The following is a 16,409-nucleotide window of genomic DNA, read 5'->3' as shown; positions in this document are numbered from 1 at the left end:
ATCCTTGGTCGGACCTATAGCGGCGCTCAGAAGATGCGTGCGGCGACCTTGGCGGGCGCGTCGAGCAATTTTTCGAGCTGGTCGTCGAGCTCGAGCATGGTGATCGAGGCACCGGCCATCTCGAGACTGGTGCAGTACTCGCCGACATAGTTGCGGGCTACGGTCAGGCCGGCCTTCTCGGCCAGTTCTGCAGCGCGGGCGTACATCAGGTACAGCTCGGTGATCGGCGTACCGCCGAGACCATTGACCATCAGCGCGACGCGGTCGCCCTTCTCGAACGGCAAGTCGCTGCGCACCGCTTCGAACAGCTCGTCGACGATCTCGTTGCCGCTCTTGATTTTCTCGCGGCGACGGCCGGGCTCGCCGTGAATGCCCACCCCGACTTCCATCTCGTCGTCGCCGATGTCGAAGATCGGGGTGCCCTTGGCCGGCGGAATGCAGCTGGTCAGCGCCACGCCCATCGTGCGGACGTTCTTGTTGACCTTCTCGGCAATCGCTTCGACCTCGTCGAGGTTCGCGCCCTGCTCGGCCGCAGCGCCGCAGCACTTGATGACGAAGAAGTTGCCGGCCACGCCGCGGCGGCCAACGGTGTAGAGACTGTCCTCGACCGCGACGTCGTCGTTGATCCAGAACTGGCGCACGTTGATGCCTTCGGCCTGGGCCATTTCGGTGGCCATGTCCCAGGCCATGCGGTCGCCCTGGTAATTGTTGACCAGCACCAGGACGCCGGCGTCGGAATTGCACGCCTTGATGGTTTCATAGCAGGCATCCACCGGCGGGGCGGCGAACACCGGGCCCTGGCAAGCGCCGGTGAGCATGCCCGGGCCGACGGCCATGACGTGGGCCGGCTCGTGGCCCGAGCCCGAGCCCTGAACGATCGAGACCTTGCCGCTGCCGATGTCCTTGCGGGTCATCATCTGGAATTCGGGGACGTACTCGAGCAGGTCCGGGTTGGCGGCAGCCACGCCGGCCATGAAGTCTGGCACGAAATTGTCGGGGTTGTTGACGAACTTCTTCATCGGTCTTTCCTCTCCGTGGAATGCGTGTTCAGGCGATGGCTTTCTTGACCTCTTCGGCCGTCGGATGGCTCTCGACGCCGAACGCCTTGCACCAGTCCTGAAGGATGGTGGCGATGGCGACGATGCCGGGATCCGGGGTATTGGTGCTGCGCTCGCCGACCTGGCTGGCGCGGCCGCGGCCGGCGCGCAGGGCGCGGGTCTCGTCGACCGCAGCGTCGGCGGCCGTGGCGGCATCTTTCAGCGCGGCGGCGGTGTCGCCTGCTTCGGCATGCTCGGACATGGCTTCGTGCACCGGGAACAGCGCATCGAGTAGGGTCTTGTCGCCGCGCTTGGCGCCGCCGCGCGCCATGATGCCGTCGATCGCGCTTTGCAGCAGCTCGGCCGCCTCGGCGAGGGTGATCTCGGTCTTGCCGCGGGTCGGCATGGCGGCTTTCATGAAGCCGGTTCCCCAGATCGGGCCCGAGCTGCCACCGACGTGCTTGGAGCAAATCATCGATATCTTCAGCATCATCGCGCCGATCGAGCTCTTGTCGATCTCGTCCCATTCGCGGTTCATGGCCTTGAAGCCCGAGGCCAGCGAAGTGCCGAAGTCGCCGTCGCCGGCGAGACCGTCGAGGTCGGAAAAATAGTGCTCGTTGCGAATGACCGTGTCGGCGGTGGTCTGCAGCGCCTTTTCGATCATTTCCTGCGTAATCACGGACATTGCCGTCTTCTCCCTCAGGCCGCGGGGGCCGCGGCCAGCTCGTCCAGGTCGGCGAGCGTCACGTTGACATTCGGTTCGTCCCCCAGTTCGGGAACGATGCGGTCGGCTTCGGACAGGTCCTCGTCGACCGTGTAGGTGCTGGTGGTGATCAGGCAGGGGAACCCTGCGCCCTTGGCGGCCAGCAGGCCGTTGCGGCTGTCCTCGATCACCACGCAGCGCTCGGGCGGAAGGCCGAGCGAGCGCTTGGCCAGCTCGTATATTTCCGGATCGGGCTTCTTCCTGGAGACGACGTCTCCGGCATGGACGAACTCGAACCTGGCCTTCCGTTCCGGCCCGAACAGGTCGAGTACGGCATCGATGAACTTCGGGTTCGAGGTCGTGCACACTCCGAGCCGAACGCCCGCCGCGATCGCCTCGTCGATGATCCGCAGCACGCCGGGGCGCACCGGCAGATCGGAGACGATCTCGGACGTGATCCGGGTCTTTTCCTTGTGCAGCGCGGCGATAAGCTCGTCCCTGCCGCCGTATTCAGCGACTTTGTCCTCGGGCCAACCGAACTCGTCGAAATAGACCTTCATGCGTTCCTTGCCGCCCGCGGTGAGCAGCAGCCGGGCATAGAGCTCCACGCTCCATTCGGCGTCGATGCCGAATTCGGCAAAAGCCTTGTTGAAGCCGACGCGGTGCGCGTCGCGCTCGGTGTCGACGAGGACGCCGTCGCAGTCGAAAATCAGCGCTTCGATCATGTCAGCCCCGGGGATGCTTCGCCATGAAGACCGGAGCCTGATCCTTGCCGCCGAACTTCTCGATGAAACCTGCGAACAGCTCCTTGCAGGCCTGGTACTGGGCATCGATAACTCGCAGCGGTTCGTAGTCGCCGGGCTTGTCCTTGGTGTACTGGACGAAGCTGTCGACGAAGACGTGCTTGAGGTTCGTCGAGATGTTCACCTTGGCGCTGCCGCGGGCGATCGCCTTGCTGAAGGTTTCGTCCGACAGGCCGGTGCCGCCGTGGAGCGCCATGGGCGTGTTGGTCGCCTTGTTGATCGCCGCGATGCGGTCGAAATCGACCTTCGGTTCGCCCTTGTAGAACCCGTGCGCGGTGCCGACGGCACAGGCAAAGGCGCTGAGGTCGAGCGCGTCGCAGAATGTCTTGGCGTCGTCCGGGTCGGTCAGGACCGAGTCCTCTTCGGCGACGTGCATGTCGTCCTCGACACCCATGATCTGGCCGAGTTCGGCCTCCATTCCCACGCCGTACTTTTCGGCGATGTCGCGAACGCGCTTGGAAATCTCGAGGTTCTCCTCGAACGGCAGGCTCGAGGCATCGATCATGATCGAGGTCCAGCCGGCCTTGGCGCAAGCCTCGATCATCGCCAGGTCCTTGCAGTGGTCGAGGTGAAGCACGACCGGGACCGCGGAATCGTCGGCGACGGTATGCACCCACGAGACGATTTCGCGGTGGCTCCAGTACTGGATGGTCTTGGCGCTGGTCTGACAGATGACCGGGGCGTTGAGCTCTTCGGCTGCCGCGACCATCGCTTTGGTCGTGCCGTAATCGACCAGATTGAACGCCGCGACGGCATAGCCGTTGTCCATCGCGTGGCGCAGCAGCGGTTTCATGTTCACCAGTGGCATAGTGCCAATTCTCCTTGCAACCGCCCGCGTTGAAAGGGGCGATTCGTCGTCGCGCAGCCTAGCTCAGCAGGCCGCGTGAGTCTTGTCCGTCGGCCCCGGCGCGGCAGCGCGGCACAGACCTATTTGCAACAAAAATGCCGCGGCCGCTGGCGGCCACGGCACTCCTGCTTCCGCCCGGCGGCGCCGCTGGCGCCGCGGGCGGACGATCCGGCTCAGTTGCCTTCGGCGCGTTTGGCGGCGGCGGCGACCGCTTCGGTCGTCGGGTTGCCGAGCGAGAGTTCGCGGCCGTCGGGGAAGCTGATTTCCGCGGCGCTGGCCCGGGTGTCGCCGTCGCGGGCCTGGAAGGCCTGGACGATGATCTTGGTGCCGGCGGGCAGCGAGTTGCGGTTCCAGCCGCGGCGCAGCAGCGCCGAGGGAGCGCCGCCCTCGACGCGCCAGGTCTGGCCGTTGGCAGTCTTGATGTGGATCCACGAGTGCGGGTTGACCCACTCGAACTTGACCACCGAGCCTTCCAGCTTGATCGGCTTGTTACGGTCGAACTCGGCGGCGAACGAGTGGTGGGCAATTGCCGCGCCCGCCGCGCTGACCGCCAGCACGGTGCCGATAACGGCGTTGCGCCAGGTCTTGATACGCATGTCCTTCTACTCCTTAGTACGTCAGTTCAGGCGCGGCGACGTGCCGCCCCGTCAGTCTTCCAGTCCCAGCCGCTTCTTCGCTTCGGCGTCCATCGTGTCGTAGAGATCGCCGTAGAGGTACATCTCGGCGAACGGCACGCACTTGAACTCGAGCAGCTGGGCGTTCTCCTCCATCCGCCTGTAAAGCGGCATCTTTATTGTCCACGGCTTCGTGTAGAGGTTCGGATCTTCGAACGTCACCGAGTAATCCATCACGTTCGGGCCGCGGGGCGTGAACCGTTCGATCACGGTCGTGGTAGGGGCCAGGTAGTTGCCGGCGCGGTCGAGCCACGTCTCCCCGTTCTGGCTGAGCGTGGTCACGACCAGGGTGTTGCCTTCCCACTTGCCGTAGGAGGTCCCCATCCAGGTATCGATCGGCGGGATGCCGACGTCGCCGACCTCGATCACGCGATTGGCCGAAGCGTATTCGTAGGCCATCAGGATGTCGCCGCCGCCCTGCACGATCTGGAACGGATAGCCCATGTAGGTCGCCCGCGGGATGCCCGGGAGATAACAGGCCTTTTCCGGATCGAGACCGCTGGAGCGCTTTTCGTCGCGCGCCTTGCGAGCGTCTGCCGTGTAGGGAATCTCACCACCCTGGACGACGCCGAGGCTGGCCGGGATCGCCGCTTGCGCACCGATGGCGCGTTCGGCCTCGCGGTTCGGCTGGGTTGCCGCCGAGTGCGGCTCGAGGTCCCACTTGGCCTCGTTCACGGCCTGCCAGATGCCGTTGATGTTCGGGTGCCCGTTGATCGTGGCCGGATCCTGAGCGGACACAGCCACCGAAGATACGAAACACGCCGCGGCAGCGGCCACCTTAAGAAAGTTTCCCATCCCAGTATTTCCCTCTCTTACTTCAGCCCTTCGCCTTATCAGCGAAGCGCGTAGGCGACAATCGTGCCGCCTGCGTTGATTGCGACGTATTGCTTACCGCTCTTGCCGCGGTAGCTCATCGGGTTGGCGTTGGCGTTGCCCGGCAGCGCGGCCTCCCACAGCTGTTTGCCGGTATCCTGGTCGAAGGCGCGGAAGCGCTTGTCGTTGGTCGCGCCGATGAACACGAGGCCGCCGGCGGTCGCGGTCGGGCCTGCGCTGCCGGAGTTGCCGACCAGCTGCTTGCCCGCGGGCAGGCCCTCGTTGAGGCCGAGCGGAACCGCCCACTTGATCTTGCCGGTGTTGGCGTCGACCGCGGTCAGCGTCGCCCACGGGGGCTTGTAGCACGGCGCCTGCGGGCCGACGGGGCGGCCCTTGTCGTCATACTTGCCCGAGATCGGCGCGGTGAAGCTGTGAAACGGTCCGACGCCGTCGATGAAGGCGCGATCGTATTCGGGCGCGATCGAAGCATCGAAGCTGTACGGCTTGTCGCCCACCACCTTCTCGACCCAGCCGACCAGCGACCCGTCCTGCGCGTTGGCGAAGACCACCCCGGTGCGTGGATTGACCGTGGTACCGCCCCAGTTGACGCCGCCGGTCCCACCGGGAAACTGGATCGTCGAGCGTGGCGGCGCGTCGGCAGCCTTGAACATGAACGGGGTGAAGGGACCGGCGTTGAAGAAGCCGCCCGCCTTCTGCCACAGATCGCGGCAGGCCGCGACATGCTCGGGCGTCGTATCTTCCGGCGTAACCATGTCCTGATAGGTCATCTCGACGCGGCTCAGCGGCGGGGTAACGACAGGGAAGGGCTGTGTCGGACTATAGTATTCTCCGGGCACGTCGCCGGGCGGAACCGGGCGTTCCTCAACCGGCAGGACCGGCTTGCCGTCGGCGGCGTCGAGCACGAAGAACATGCTGTTCTTGCCGACGTTGGCGATGACCTTGTGCTGCTTGCCGTCGGGCGCATCGACCGTGAACAGCGGACCGGCATAGCTCATGTCGATGTCCCACAGATCGTGGTGCACAGTCTGAAAATGCCACTTGTAGGCGCCAGTCTTGAGATCGACGGCGACAACCGAGTTGCCGAACACGTTGGATCCGGGGCGATCGCCGCCGTAATAATTGTGGGCCGGTCCGGCAATCGGCAGGTAGGCGGTTCCGGTGCTCTCGTCGACGGTCGCCTGGAAGCCCCACATGTTGGTGCCCCCGCGATCCTTCCAGCCTTCGCCCCAAGTGTCGCTGAATGGCTTCCCGGCATCAGGCGTGGTGTCGAATTCCCACAGCTTCTTGCCGGTTACTACATCGTAGGCACGCGGGTTGCCGGGGTTGCCCTGCGGGCTTTCGAGCGAGGCGGCGCCGATGATCGCGACATCGCCGCTGATGGTCGGCACGCCGCCGTAGGCGATCGACACGTCGATTTCGCCGCCATTGCCGAAGCTCGCCACCTTCTTGCCGGTCGCGGCATCGAGTTCGAGCATGCGCGATCCGGCCATCACCACGATGCGCGGCGCCATGCCCTTCTTGCCCGGCCAGTAGGCGACCCCGCGACCCGACATCCCGCCGCCCGGACCACTGCCCTTGGGCTCTTCGTAAACCCAGATTTCCTTGCCGGTATCGGCGTCGAGGGCCACGACCCGGGTGCCGACACTGACGTACATCGTTCCGCCGATGACCAGCGGCACGACGCTGTTGAATCCCTTGAGCGGGTAAGACCACGTCTGCTGCAGGTCGGCGACGTTGGTCTTGTTGATCTCGTCCAGCGGCGAAAAGCGATCCGAGCTGAGATCGCGGTTGATGGTGCGCCAATCGCCCGCGGGCACTGCAGAGGCGCCCGCGCGATTCGCGGCGGCCTTGCCCGATTGTGCTTCGACCGGCGCGAGAACGCCCATGGCCGCCATGCAGGCCAGACCGGACGCCAGCCCGAATTTCGCGATTTTGCGCATCTCTTACAGGCCCCTCGAGCACCACGGATATCCCCGAATCCTCGATCCGGCATATCCTTTTGTTGACTTAGTCCTAATGTGGGTTAGGGCCTTTGACAATGCCCTGTCGCTCAAGAATGATGCGCGGCAGAAGGTAGGGTGAGAGAGAGCTTCGGCCGGGAGGGGGCAAAATCGACATTGCGGCTGACTGCGGACTTGCCCGATCGGGGCGGCCTTGGGGCATATACCGGTATAGCACTTGTTGACAGGGTCAAAAAGGTGCTACCTCGCGCCGGACATGCGCTCTGGGATACCGGGTTTTCTAACGGGGTTTCGAATGCAGCCCACCGCAAGGTATGTAACTGCCGGTTACCGTAATTAACTCGGCAAGCGGGAAGAAGTCCGCCACTCGCGGCACGGGTGCCAAGTGGCAAGGGAAGAGGGAAGACGTTTCCAATGAGTGACCTGTTATTCAGTTTTACGGAGTGGCTGAGGACGACGTTCCTCGTCGACTTCTCGCTATGGATCTCCGACACGTCGCTGAGCATGTGGCTGGTCACCCACTTCTGGGCGATCCCGACCTTGCAGGTGATCCACATCCTGTCGATCGCCGCCGCCTTCGGCGCGGTCCTGATGATCAACTTGCGCATCTTTGGCTGGGCCGGGACCGACCGCACCTTCGCCGAAACGGAGCGGCGCTATACGCGGTGGATCTGGTGGGCGCTGCTCGTGCTGATCATCAGCGGCCTCGGCATGATCACAGCAGAGCCGATCCGCGAGCTGATCAACCCGATCTTCTGGATCAAGATGGTCCTCGTCGTCGTCGCAATCCTGGCGAGCCTGTGGTTCCATCGCGGCGTCATGGGGCGGCTCGCGACAGGCGGGACGATTACCGCCGGCACCAAGGGCGGCGCCGTGTTCATCTTCGTTTTGTGGTGCGTCATCATGCTGTGCGGTCGCTGGATCGCCTACGCGCCGGTCTGAGGAGTTTTCAATGTCGATGTATCCCGAACCGACCAACATCTGGGAATCTATCGAATATTCCGGCCTCGGCACCACGATTGCCGAGTCGACGTGGATGTTCCCGACGCTCGAGACCCTGCACGTCATCTCGTTCGTCATCGTGCTGGGCACGATCTTCGTGATGGACCTGCGCATGCTCGGCTGGACGTCGAACAAGTTCGCCGTCACGGCCACTGCGAAGGACACCCTGCCGTGGACCTGGGGCGCCTTCGTCTGCGCGGCGATCACCGGCCTGCTGCTGTTCACCAGCAAGGCGAGCAGCTACGTCGACAACCCATGGTTCATCCGCAAGATGGTCATGATCGTCTTCGCCGGGCTCAACATGATGTACTTCCATTTCATCACATGGCGCACGGTCGAGCACTGGGACCGCGACGCCTCGATGCCGGTCGCGGTCAAGGTCGCGGCCACGCTATCGCTGATCTCGTGGATACTCGTGGTGTTCTTCGGCCGCGCGATCGGCTTTACGCTCGGCATCTTCGGCTGAGCGCCTCGGAAACGGAAAAACGAAGGGCCGGCCGCTGCGCCGGCCCTTTTGCTATTCGCCGTCGGGCAGTGCGAAGACGTAGACCGCAGCGCTGGTGACCGGCGGCAACTGCGTTTCGGGGATTACGTCGGGGATGCCGAACGACAGCGGGTTGCCGACTCCGGTGACCATGGCGACATATTGCTTGCCGTCGATGGCATAGGTGATGGCCGAGGCGTTGGGCACGCCGGTGACGCCGGTGCTCCACAGCTGCTTGCCGGTCTTCTGGTCGTAGGCGACGAACTGGCGGTCCATCCACCCGGTGAACAGCAGCCCGCCGCCGGTGGTCAGGATGCCCATGTCGGGCGTTTGCCGGCGGCGCGTTTCCCACAGCAACTTGCCGCTCTGCAGATCGATCGCCTGCAGCACGCCGTACTTGCCGTCGCCATCGGGCGGCGGGGCGTAGACCGCATTGACGCCGGTGCTGAGCAGCCCGGGGCCGGACGTCGGCGTGAGATCGGTGCAGACGTCGCGCGCGTTGACGAAGAACGCCTTGGTCTCCGGGTTCCACGAGGTCGGGCTCCAGTTGCGCCCGCCGCCCCCGTGCGGGCACATGAAAACCGGCCCCTTGTCGCGGCCCGGGGTCTTCTCGGGCTTAACGTGCTTGTCGCCGGTCACCGGGTCGATGCGGTCGATATAGTCCTGGATGCCCATGTCGTAGGTCTTGAGGTACTTGCCGGTCTTGGCGTCGAGCATGTCGAACAGGCCGCTCTTGCCGCCGGTAACAACCACCCGCTGGGTCTGGCCGCCGACCTCGAGCGTGCCGAGCACGCGGTCGAAGACCCAGTCGAGGTCGTACTGATCGTTGCGGTTGTGCTGGTAGTACCAGACGAGCTTGCCGGTGTGCGGGTCGAACGCCAGCGTGCTCTCGGTGAACAGCGCATCGTTGTTCATGCCCGGCTTGAGGTCGCGCAGCGGCGCGGTGTCGTAAGTGTTGCCCACGCCCCACAGCGCCAGCTTGTTGACCGGGTCGTAGCTGCCCGAGGTCCACACCGAGCCGCCCTTGCGATCGGCCGAAGGCTCGCCGTTCCAGGTGTCGCCGCCCGGCTGGCCTTCCTTGGCCACGGTCTCGAAGGTCCAGAGATGCTTGCCGGTCGCGGCGTCGAAGGCAGTGATGATCCCGCCGCCGGGTGCCTGGCTGGCCATGCCCTGCATGATGACCCCGTCGGCGGCCAGCGGGCCGCCCGGGTTGCGCAGGCCCTCGCGGTCGGTCAGCGGCGTTTCCCAGACCAGCTTTCCGGTCCGGGCGTCGAGCGCGATCATCTTGTTGTCGGAGGTCGCGGTGTAGAGGTTGTCGCCATAGAGCGCGATCGTCTTGTGCGACGTGAGCGCCGTGCCTTCGGGCAGCTTGCGCTGGTAGCGCCACAGCATGCGCCCGCTCGCCGCGTCGAAGGCGAAGACCTGATCGCCATATCCGAACACGTAGAGCACGCCATTGTGCACCAGCGGTTCGTTCATCGTGTTGCCCGCGGGCAGCGCCTGCGCCCAAGCGACCGTCAGCTTGGCGACGTTGCCGGTGTCGATCTGGTCGAGCGGCGAATAGCCGCGTCCGAGGTGGCTGCGGCGCCAAGCCGGCCATTCGTCGGCGGGCGGATTGGCAAGCAAGTCCTCGGTCACCGGGGTGTAGTTCTTCAGCGGGTCTGCGATCGGCGGCCCCGGCGGCAGCGGGTAGAGGCGCGTGGAAAGTCCGCCGACTGCGGCGTCGACCGTTGGCGCGGGCAAGGTGACCTGGGAGAGATCCTCATCCGGCGCGAGCGGTCCTGCATGCTCGGCGCCGTTCTCCTCCATGATGAAGGCGACCAGGTCGGTGTAGGTTTGATCCGGCAAGCTGCCGCCCTGACCCGGCGGCATGTTCTCGCGAATGTATGTGCTCAGGTCGGCAACAGTCGCCGATCCCTTGCCCCATTGGCCGAGAAATGCATCGCCCTTGAGCCCCCGTGCGATCTGGCCCTGCAACTGGGCGCCATGGCATGCTGCGCAATGCTTGGCGTAGGCCTCCTTGCCCGCTTCGGCCTGGTCGGAAAAACTCGCCAGACCTTGCGCGATCGATGCGGTCCCGATGGCGGCGAGTACAGCCGCAGAGAGGAGGAGCGGCCAGCGCCGCCCCCGATGTGCGTGCGACATGACCGATCTATCTCCCTATTCTCGTGCGCTTATTTGACGCGTTCGATACCCAGCGGCGCGGCAATATCGCGATTGAAGATCGCTTCGTAGAGTTCGACCTGCGGTTCGGTCATCGCCTCGCCGGTGTGCGGGTTGACGTCGAGCAGGAACGCTTCGCCTTCACCCATCTTCGTCACCTGCGGCCATTTGGGCAGGCCGGGCCCATTCGGATTCCCGGTCTTGGCGAAGTTGGTCCAGTATGTCGCCATCTGGTCCGCCAGCTTGATGTCCGGCGCGCTCTTGCTGGCGACTTCCGGAGAGCTCGGGTCCGGCACTTCGCGCGGCTTGTCGAGATTGTTGAAGACATAGGCCAGCTCCGACGCGTGGGTCGGGCCGCCGCTCGGCTTGCCTTCGGCCGCCGGCGGGTTGTGCACGAACTGGTAGAGATAGGCGTCCTTGCCGATCTTCGCTTGTTCGGTGGCAAAGTGGTGCATGAACCAGGCGATGCCGTCGGTGAACGGGCGGGTCGAGAATTCCGCCGCCTGCGCGTCGGTGGTCGCCGGATAGGCCATCAGCCCGAGTTGCGCGAGGTCGCGCCAACGCTGCACGGCGCCGGCCTTCCAACTGTCGACGGTGACCTTCGGACCGGCCCCGAAAGCGAAGCTGGCGCCTTCTCCGCCGTTCGAGCCGACCAGTACGTCGACCTTGTTCTGGCGACCTTCGGCGAACGTGATCGAGAGGTCCTCGGGCACGATCCAGCCATCGACGATGATGCCCTGCGCGCGCCCCAGCTTGGCGGCCACTTGATCCGCTGGAAGCGCCTGCAAGTCGGCCAGCGACTTGAGCCCGGCCTTGTCCATCGCCGCAGCCGTCTGCGCTTCGGCCTGCTCGCGCGTGACCATCTTGGCGGCAGTCAAGCCGGCCCAGGCGCCGCTTTGCGAGATGGCGTTGTCGAACAGTCCCTTGGCCACCGGCGAGCCGACCAGCGCAGCCGACACGACGGCACCGGCCGACTGGCCGAATATCGTCACGTTGTTCGGGTCACCGCCGAATGCGGCGATGTTGGCCTTTACCCATTCGAGCGCAGCGATGGCATCGGACAGCGCCTGGTTGCCCGAAGCGTCGTGCGGCGACTGCGCGGTCAGCTCTGGCTGCGAGAGAAAGCCGAACGGGCCGACGCGGTAATTCATCGAGACGACGATCACGCCCTTGCTGGCAAGCTTGCTGCCATTGGCGAAGGGCATCGAACCGCCGCCTTCGGCATAGGCGCCGCCGTAGAACCACACCATCACCGGAAGCTTGGCGCCCGAACTCTTGGCCGGGGTCCAGACATTGAGGTTGAGGCAGTCCTCGCTCATCGGCGGGGAATCGGGCATGTCGGTCGCTTGGTTGACGCCGATCGGACGGTTGGGTGCCGGCGGCTGGATGCAGGTGTTGCCCCACTTCGAACCATCGAGCACGCCGTCCCATGGCTTGGGCGGCTGGGCCGGCATGAAGCGCAGGTTGCCGATGGGCGGGGCGGCGAAAGGTATGCCCTTGAACACCGTCACGCCGGCAACCTCGGCCGCCGTACCCTTGACCATGCCCTGCTTGGTCTTGACCGGCTGGGCCATCGGTCCCTCGGCCGCGACCGCCGCGCTCGGAGCGAGCGCCATGGCGCCGGCCGCTAGAGCCAGCGCCATGGGAGCGGCGGCTGCGGCGAACCGCAAGCGTGCTGCGCTCACTGAACGCCCCCGGCCTCGCTCAGACCCTCGCCGACGCGATCCTCGGAATCGTGGGCGCCGACCAGGCTGGTCTTGAGCCCGCGTTCGGCCCGCGAGGAGTTGATGTAGTTGCGGACCTGCACGTCGCCTTCGTGGCAGGCATATTCGTAGAACGCGTAATCGTCGTTGCGCGTCCACGGCAGGCGCGCCGTCCACGGCTTGGTGAAGACCTTGGGATCCGAATAGGTCACTTCGTAGACGATCGAATCCGGGCCGGTCATGGTGAAGCGTTCGGTCACCTTGGCCTCTTCGCTGGTCGGGATGGTGTTGTTCGGCGGAACGCCCATCGTCGCCATGTTGAGCGGGCTCGGGCCGCGGTCATAGCCGTCGCCGGGGACGCTGCTGCCGGCCTTGATGTTGGTCGTCTCGACCACCAGCGTGTTCTTGTCTTCCCAATAGCCGAGCGACTGGCCCATCCAGGTGCGCACGTTGGCCGGCCAGCGGGTCTTCTGCAGCGCGGCCCACTTGTCCTTCGAGACGACCGGGATGATGCGCGAATCGTGGATCATCTCAAGGTCGACCACGACGGTGCCCGGGCCCTGCTCGATGCGGATGCCGTTGTTGTAGCGGAACGGGAACATCGAGGCCGGGAAGCCGCGGGTGATGCAGCGGTCCCAGGTGTCGAAATCGCTGACCCAGTCGAACGGATGCTGGTTCCAGCTCGAACGGCCGGCCTTGTACGCCGCCTCCGCTTCGGGGGTGAAGGGGGGCAGCTTGCCGTCCGGCGGATCGATCAGGAACGCGGTCTGGCTGCCGTTGGCGTCGGATTCGACCCAGTGGCCCATGCCGATCTTGCCCTGTTTGTCTTCCTCGGCATAGCGCTCGGCCGAGGCATCGGCCTGCTTGGCACGCTCGGCGAGCTCTTCCGGGGTCAGGTAGAAGCGGTCACCGAAGCGGTCCATGCGGGTGAAGAAGATGCTGGCGATGTTGTCGATCGGCCAGGTGCCGGTGAAATCCGGATCGCCCCACGCGGTCTTCGTCGGGGTGTAATCGTCGGGGATCGGCTGCAGCTTGGTCGGGTCGGCTACCGCCTGCTGAGCGATCGCCGCGCCGCCCATGGCGGTGGCGGCAAGGAGCGCCGTCGCAGCGGCGAAGCGAAACGTTGTCTTGCGGATCATTGGGAACTCTCCCCTTCTTGCGCCCGATCTTGGCGCGATACGTTGATGTAATTGCGGATCTGTTCGTTGCCCTCGGTGCAGGCATACTCGAAAATCGAGAAGTCGTCGTCCCTCACCCAGTCGAGACGGGCCGACCACGGGGCGGTGAAGACCACCGGGTCGGTCCAGGTCATGTCGTAGACGATCGAATCCGGGCCGGTCATGGTGAAGCGTTCCACCAGTCTGGCCTGTGGGCTGAGCGGTGTGTCGTTCTCCGGCGGCGAGCCGGTCGTCCCGATGTTGGTTATCGACGGGCCCGGCTTGAAGTTGGTGGTTTCGACAACCAGCGTGTTGCCGTCTTCCCAGTGCCCGCGGCTTTCCCCCAGCCACAGGTCGATCTGGCGGGGAATGGGCGGACTGCCGTCGGTCGGGATGATGCGCGTTTCGTGCACCATCTCGAGCTGGATGGCGACGATGCCGGGCGCCTGGAAAACGCGGATCCCGTTGTTGTACATCACCGGGAACATCGAGGCCGGCAAACCGCGGGTGATGCAGCGGTCCCAGGTGTCGAAATCGGTCGGCCAGTCGAACGCCTGGCCGCGCCGCCAGCTCGACCGCATCGCGTCGGACAGGCGCTTGCCCTCTTCGGTGAAGGGCGGCAGGCGGCCGTTGCTCGGGCTGACGATCCAGCTGGTCCGGCGATTGGCGGCGGCCACCTCGGCCCAGTGGCCGATGCCCATCTTGCCCTCGCTGTCCTCGGTCTCGTAGCGCTTGGCGAGGACCCTGACCTGCTCGGCCCGCTCGGCGAATTCTTCCTCGGTCAGAAAGATGCGGTTGCCGTCCTTCGGGTCACGCAGCAGCGGGGTCCGGCCGTTGAGATGGTCGATCGGCCAGCCGCCGCTGATGTCCGGCTCGCCCCACTCGGTCTTCGCCGGCTGATAACCGTTCTGCGCCGGCGGCAGCACAGTGAGATCGTCCTGCGCAAGTGCAGGCAAGGGCCCCGCGGCCGCGCAGGCGATCACGGCCGCGGCAAGGAACGGTTTCAGTTTCATTTGCCGGGCAGCGCGAAGGCGACGTAGCGGTTGGGGCCGGGCTTGGGCTGGCCGAGCTTGGGCGGGAACAGCCCGTCGCCGCCGACCGGGAAGACGACATATTCCTTGCCGCCCTCGGTGTAGACGATCGGCACGCCCTCGCTGGCCGCGTCGAGCTGGTGCTCCCACAGGACCTTGCCGGTCGCGGCGTCGCGCGCCCGGACCTTGCGGTCGGACGAGGTGCCGACGAAGACGAGGCCGCCGGCGGTCGCCACCGGGCCGCCGCGCGGCGCCGTGCTGCCGGTATCGTGAATGCCCTTTTCGGCCAGCATCATGACTTCGCCGTTGGGCAGATCCCAGATCTTCTTGCCGGTCTCCATGTCGTAGGCGGTGATCTTCGACCACGGCGGGTTGACGGCCGGCAACCCGTTGGATTGCAGCAGGAAGTTGACGCCCGACTTGTAGGGCTTCACGTCGCCGCCACCGTTGGGCATCGCCGCCTGGGCCTCGGGCCGTTCGTCGAGAACAAGAGTGTCGAGCGTCGGCATCTGCTTCGAAACGACGAAGAAGCGTTTCTTGACCGGGTCCACCGCGGACGAACCCCAGTTGGCGCCGCCGTTGTGACCGGGGAACGAGATCGACCCCGTGCCGAGGCTCGGCGGGGTATACATGCCTTCGTTGCGCGCCGTCTTGAGCATCTCGCGCAGTTTGGCCTGATCTTCTTCCGAGATATACGGGTTGATCATGTCCGGCGTGAACTTGCCCTGCCGCGCGAACGGTTCGGGCCAGGTCGGGACCGGCTGGGTGGGCGAGGCCTTCTCGCCCGGCACGTCGGAGGCGGGGACCGGCTTTTCCTCGATCGGCCAGACCGGCTTGCCGGTGCGCCGGTCGAGCACGTAGATGTACCCGAACTTGGTCGCCTGGATCAGGACCGGAATGTCCTTCCCGTCCTTGTGGATCGTCATCAGCTTGGGCGCCTGGGGAATGTCCCAGTCCCACAAGTCATGGTGCAGGACCTGAAAGTGCCAGACGCGCTTGCCGGTTTCCGCATCGAGCGCCACGATCGAGTTGGCGAACAGGTTGTTGCCTTCGCGGTTGCCGCCGTAGAAATCGTAGCGCGCGGTGCCGGTCGGAATGAAGGCCAGACCGAGCTTTTCGTCGACGGTCGATTCCGACCAGTTGTGCACGCCGCCGAACTTTTCGTGATCCTTCTCGGGCCATGTCTCGTAACCGAATTCGCCCTTCTCGGGTACGGTGTGGAAGACCCATTTCAGCGCGCCGGTGCGCACGTCGTAGGCGTGGATGTCGGCCGGGGCGGAAGCGAAATCGTAGGCTGCGGCGGGCAGCGAGACGATGATGGTGTTCTTGTAGATCCGGCCCGGATTGTTGGTCATCAGCGGGCGCTCGGGCATCTTGTTCGGCTCGAGCCCGGTGCGGATGTCGACCTTGCCATCGGTGCCGAAGCCGGCGATCGGTTCGCCGTTATCGGCATTGACCGCGCGCAGCATCCCGTCGTTGAGGAACAGCAACCTGCGGTCCGTGCCGTCGGCACTTTGCCAGTAGTTCATGCCGCGCACGCCGACCCGGCCGCCGTAGTCCTTCGTCCACTTCTCTGCGCCGGTCGCGGCGTCGAGCGCCACCAGTGCGCCGCCGTTCATCAGGTAAAGCGTGTTGCCGATCTTGACCGGATTGAATTGTGGTGCCTGGCCAGGGCCGAGGTCGTAGGTCCATGCCACTTCGAGCTGGCCGACGTTGCCGGTGTCGATCTGCGCTGCAGAGGAATATTGCGACGAATCCGCGCCGCCGAGATAGGAATCCCAGGTCGCGTAGTCGAAGCTGGTCGCGGTGTCCGCGCTGGCCGACGCCATGTTGGAGGTGCCGCCGGTGGCGGTACAGGCCGAGGCGAGCAGGGCCGCGGCGCACGCGACGACGAAGCTGCGCCCACGGCGCGGCGAATTGCGGTTGGTTTTCAAATTTGCCCCAGACGTCATGATGAAACGTAATCTCCCGGTCGCAACCTAGCCGAGACTCGGCGCAGACAACAAGGGC

At 65.2% G+C, this 16,409-nt stretch carries 14 protein-coding genes; 2 read left to right on the top strand and 12 right to left on the bottom strand.

What is annotated here, in order from left to right; all coding sequences use genetic code 11:
• Positions 1 to 26: 26 nt before the first annotated feature.
• From dhaK to Q7I88_RS16130, 7 genes are all read right to left on the bottom strand, one after another.
• Positions 27 to 1,019 carry a dihydroxyacetone kinase subunit DhaK gene (gene dhaK, locus Q7I88_RS16160; protein ID WP_305096934.1) on the bottom strand — a complete coding sequence of 331 codons (993 nt, stop codon included), beginning with the start codon at positions 1,017 to 1,019 and terminating at the stop codon, positions 27 to 29.
• 28 nt (positions 1,020 to 1,047) lie between these two features.
• Positions 1,048 to 1,722, bottom strand: a complete 675-nt coding sequence (gene dhaL, locus Q7I88_RS16155) for a dihydroxyacetone kinase subunit DhaL (protein ID WP_305096933.1) — start codon at positions 1,720 to 1,722, stop codon at positions 1,048 to 1,050.
• 14 nt (positions 1,723 to 1,736) lie between these two features.
• Positions 1,737 to 2,465, bottom strand: coding sequence for an HAD-IA family hydrolase (locus Q7I88_RS16150; protein ID WP_305096932.1), 729 nt, complete (start codon positions 2,463 to 2,465; stop codon positions 1,737 to 1,739).
• Between the two features lies 1 nt (position 2,466).
• Positions 2,467 to 3,351, bottom strand: a complete 885-nt coding sequence (locus Q7I88_RS16145; RefSeq protein ID WP_305096931.1) for a class II fructose-bisphosphate aldolase — start codon at positions 3,349 to 3,351, stop codon at positions 2,467 to 2,469.
• A gap of 212 nt (positions 3,352 to 3,563) precedes the next feature.
• Positions 3,564 to 3,986, bottom strand: coding sequence for a DUF6152 family protein (locus tag Q7I88_RS16140; RefSeq protein ID WP_305096930.1), 423 nt, complete (start codon positions 3,984 to 3,986; stop codon positions 3,564 to 3,566).
• A gap of 51 nt (positions 3,987 to 4,037) precedes the next feature.
• On the bottom strand, positions 4,038 to 4,859 hold the full coding sequence (locus Q7I88_RS16135) for a hypothetical protein (RefSeq protein ID WP_305096929.1): 822 nt from the start codon (positions 4,857 to 4,859) through the stop codon (positions 4,038 to 4,040).
• 38 nt (positions 4,860 to 4,897) lie between these two features.
• Positions 4,898 to 6,838 carry an outer membrane protein assembly factor BamB family protein gene (locus Q7I88_RS16130; RefSeq protein ID WP_305096928.1) on the bottom strand — a complete coding sequence of 647 codons (1,941 nt, stop codon included), beginning with the start codon at positions 6,836 to 6,838 and terminating at the stop codon, positions 4,898 to 4,900.
• A gap of 435 nt (positions 6,839 to 7,273) precedes the next feature.
• Between Q7I88_RS16130 and Q7I88_RS16125 the strand changes: the two genes are divergently transcribed.
• Both Q7I88_RS16125 and Q7I88_RS16120 read left to right on the top strand, forming a co-directional pair.
• The gene (locus tag Q7I88_RS16125) at positions 7,274 to 7,801 is read left to right on the top strand and encodes a DUF6644 family protein (RefSeq protein ID WP_305096927.1); all 528 of its coding nucleotides are present in this window, start codon (positions 7,274 to 7,276) and stop codon (positions 7,799 to 7,801) included.
• A gap of 10 nt (positions 7,802 to 7,811) precedes the next feature.
• Positions 7,812 to 8,327: a DUF6644 family protein gene (locus Q7I88_RS16120; protein WP_305096926.1), complete on the top strand. Its 516-nt coding sequence runs from the start codon at positions 7,812 to 7,814 to the stop codon at positions 8,325 to 8,327.
• A 51-nt stretch (positions 8,328 to 8,378) separates the two neighbouring features.
• Here Q7I88_RS16120 and Q7I88_RS16115 read toward each other — a convergent pair whose 3' ends face one another.
• The 5 genes from Q7I88_RS16115 to Q7I88_RS16095 are packed head-to-tail and all read right to left on the bottom strand — an operon-like array spanning position 8,379 to position 16,351.
• A complete protein-coding gene (locus Q7I88_RS16115) occupies positions 8,379 to 10,490 on the bottom strand; it encodes an outer membrane protein assembly factor BamB family protein (protein ID WP_305096925.1) in 2,112 nt (703 codons plus the stop codon).
• 29 nt (positions 10,491 to 10,519) lie between these two features.
• Entirely contained in the window at positions 10,520 to 12,193 is a 1,674-nt protein-coding gene (locus Q7I88_RS16110; RefSeq protein WP_305096924.1) for a carboxylesterase/lipase family protein, read from the bottom strand.
• The gene (locus tag Q7I88_RS16105) at positions 12,190 to 13,350 is read right to left on the bottom strand and encodes a hypothetical protein (protein ID WP_305096923.1); all 1,161 of its coding nucleotides are present in this window, start codon (positions 13,348 to 13,350) and stop codon (positions 12,190 to 12,192) included. Before Q7I88_RS16105 ends, Q7I88_RS16110 begins: the two co-directional genes overlap by 4 nt.
• Positions 13,347 to 14,381 (bottom strand): hypothetical protein, encoded by a 1,035-nt coding sequence (locus Q7I88_RS16100; RefSeq protein ID WP_305096922.1) that lies wholly within the window; start codon positions 14,379 to 14,381, stop codon positions 13,347 to 13,349. The genes Q7I88_RS16105 and Q7I88_RS16100 overlap by 4 nt, the downstream gene beginning before the upstream one ends.
• Positions 14,378 to 16,351 (bottom strand): pyrroloquinoline quinone-dependent dehydrogenase, encoded by a 1,974-nt coding sequence (locus Q7I88_RS16095; RefSeq protein WP_305096921.1) that lies wholly within the window; start codon positions 16,349 to 16,351, stop codon positions 14,378 to 14,380. The genes Q7I88_RS16100 and Q7I88_RS16095 overlap by 4 nt, the downstream gene beginning before the upstream one ends.
• Positions 16,352 to 16,409 lie beyond the last annotated feature (58 nt).

Origin of the sequence: Croceibacterium aestuarii (assembly GCF_030657335.1) — a bacterium.
Classification (GTDB): Bacteria; Pseudomonadota; Alphaproteobacteria; order Sphingomonadales; family Sphingomonadaceae; genus Croceibacterium_B; species Croceibacterium_B aestuarii.
Note: the sequence above shows the minus strand (reverse complement) of the source record. Positions and strands in the feature narration are given on the sequence as shown.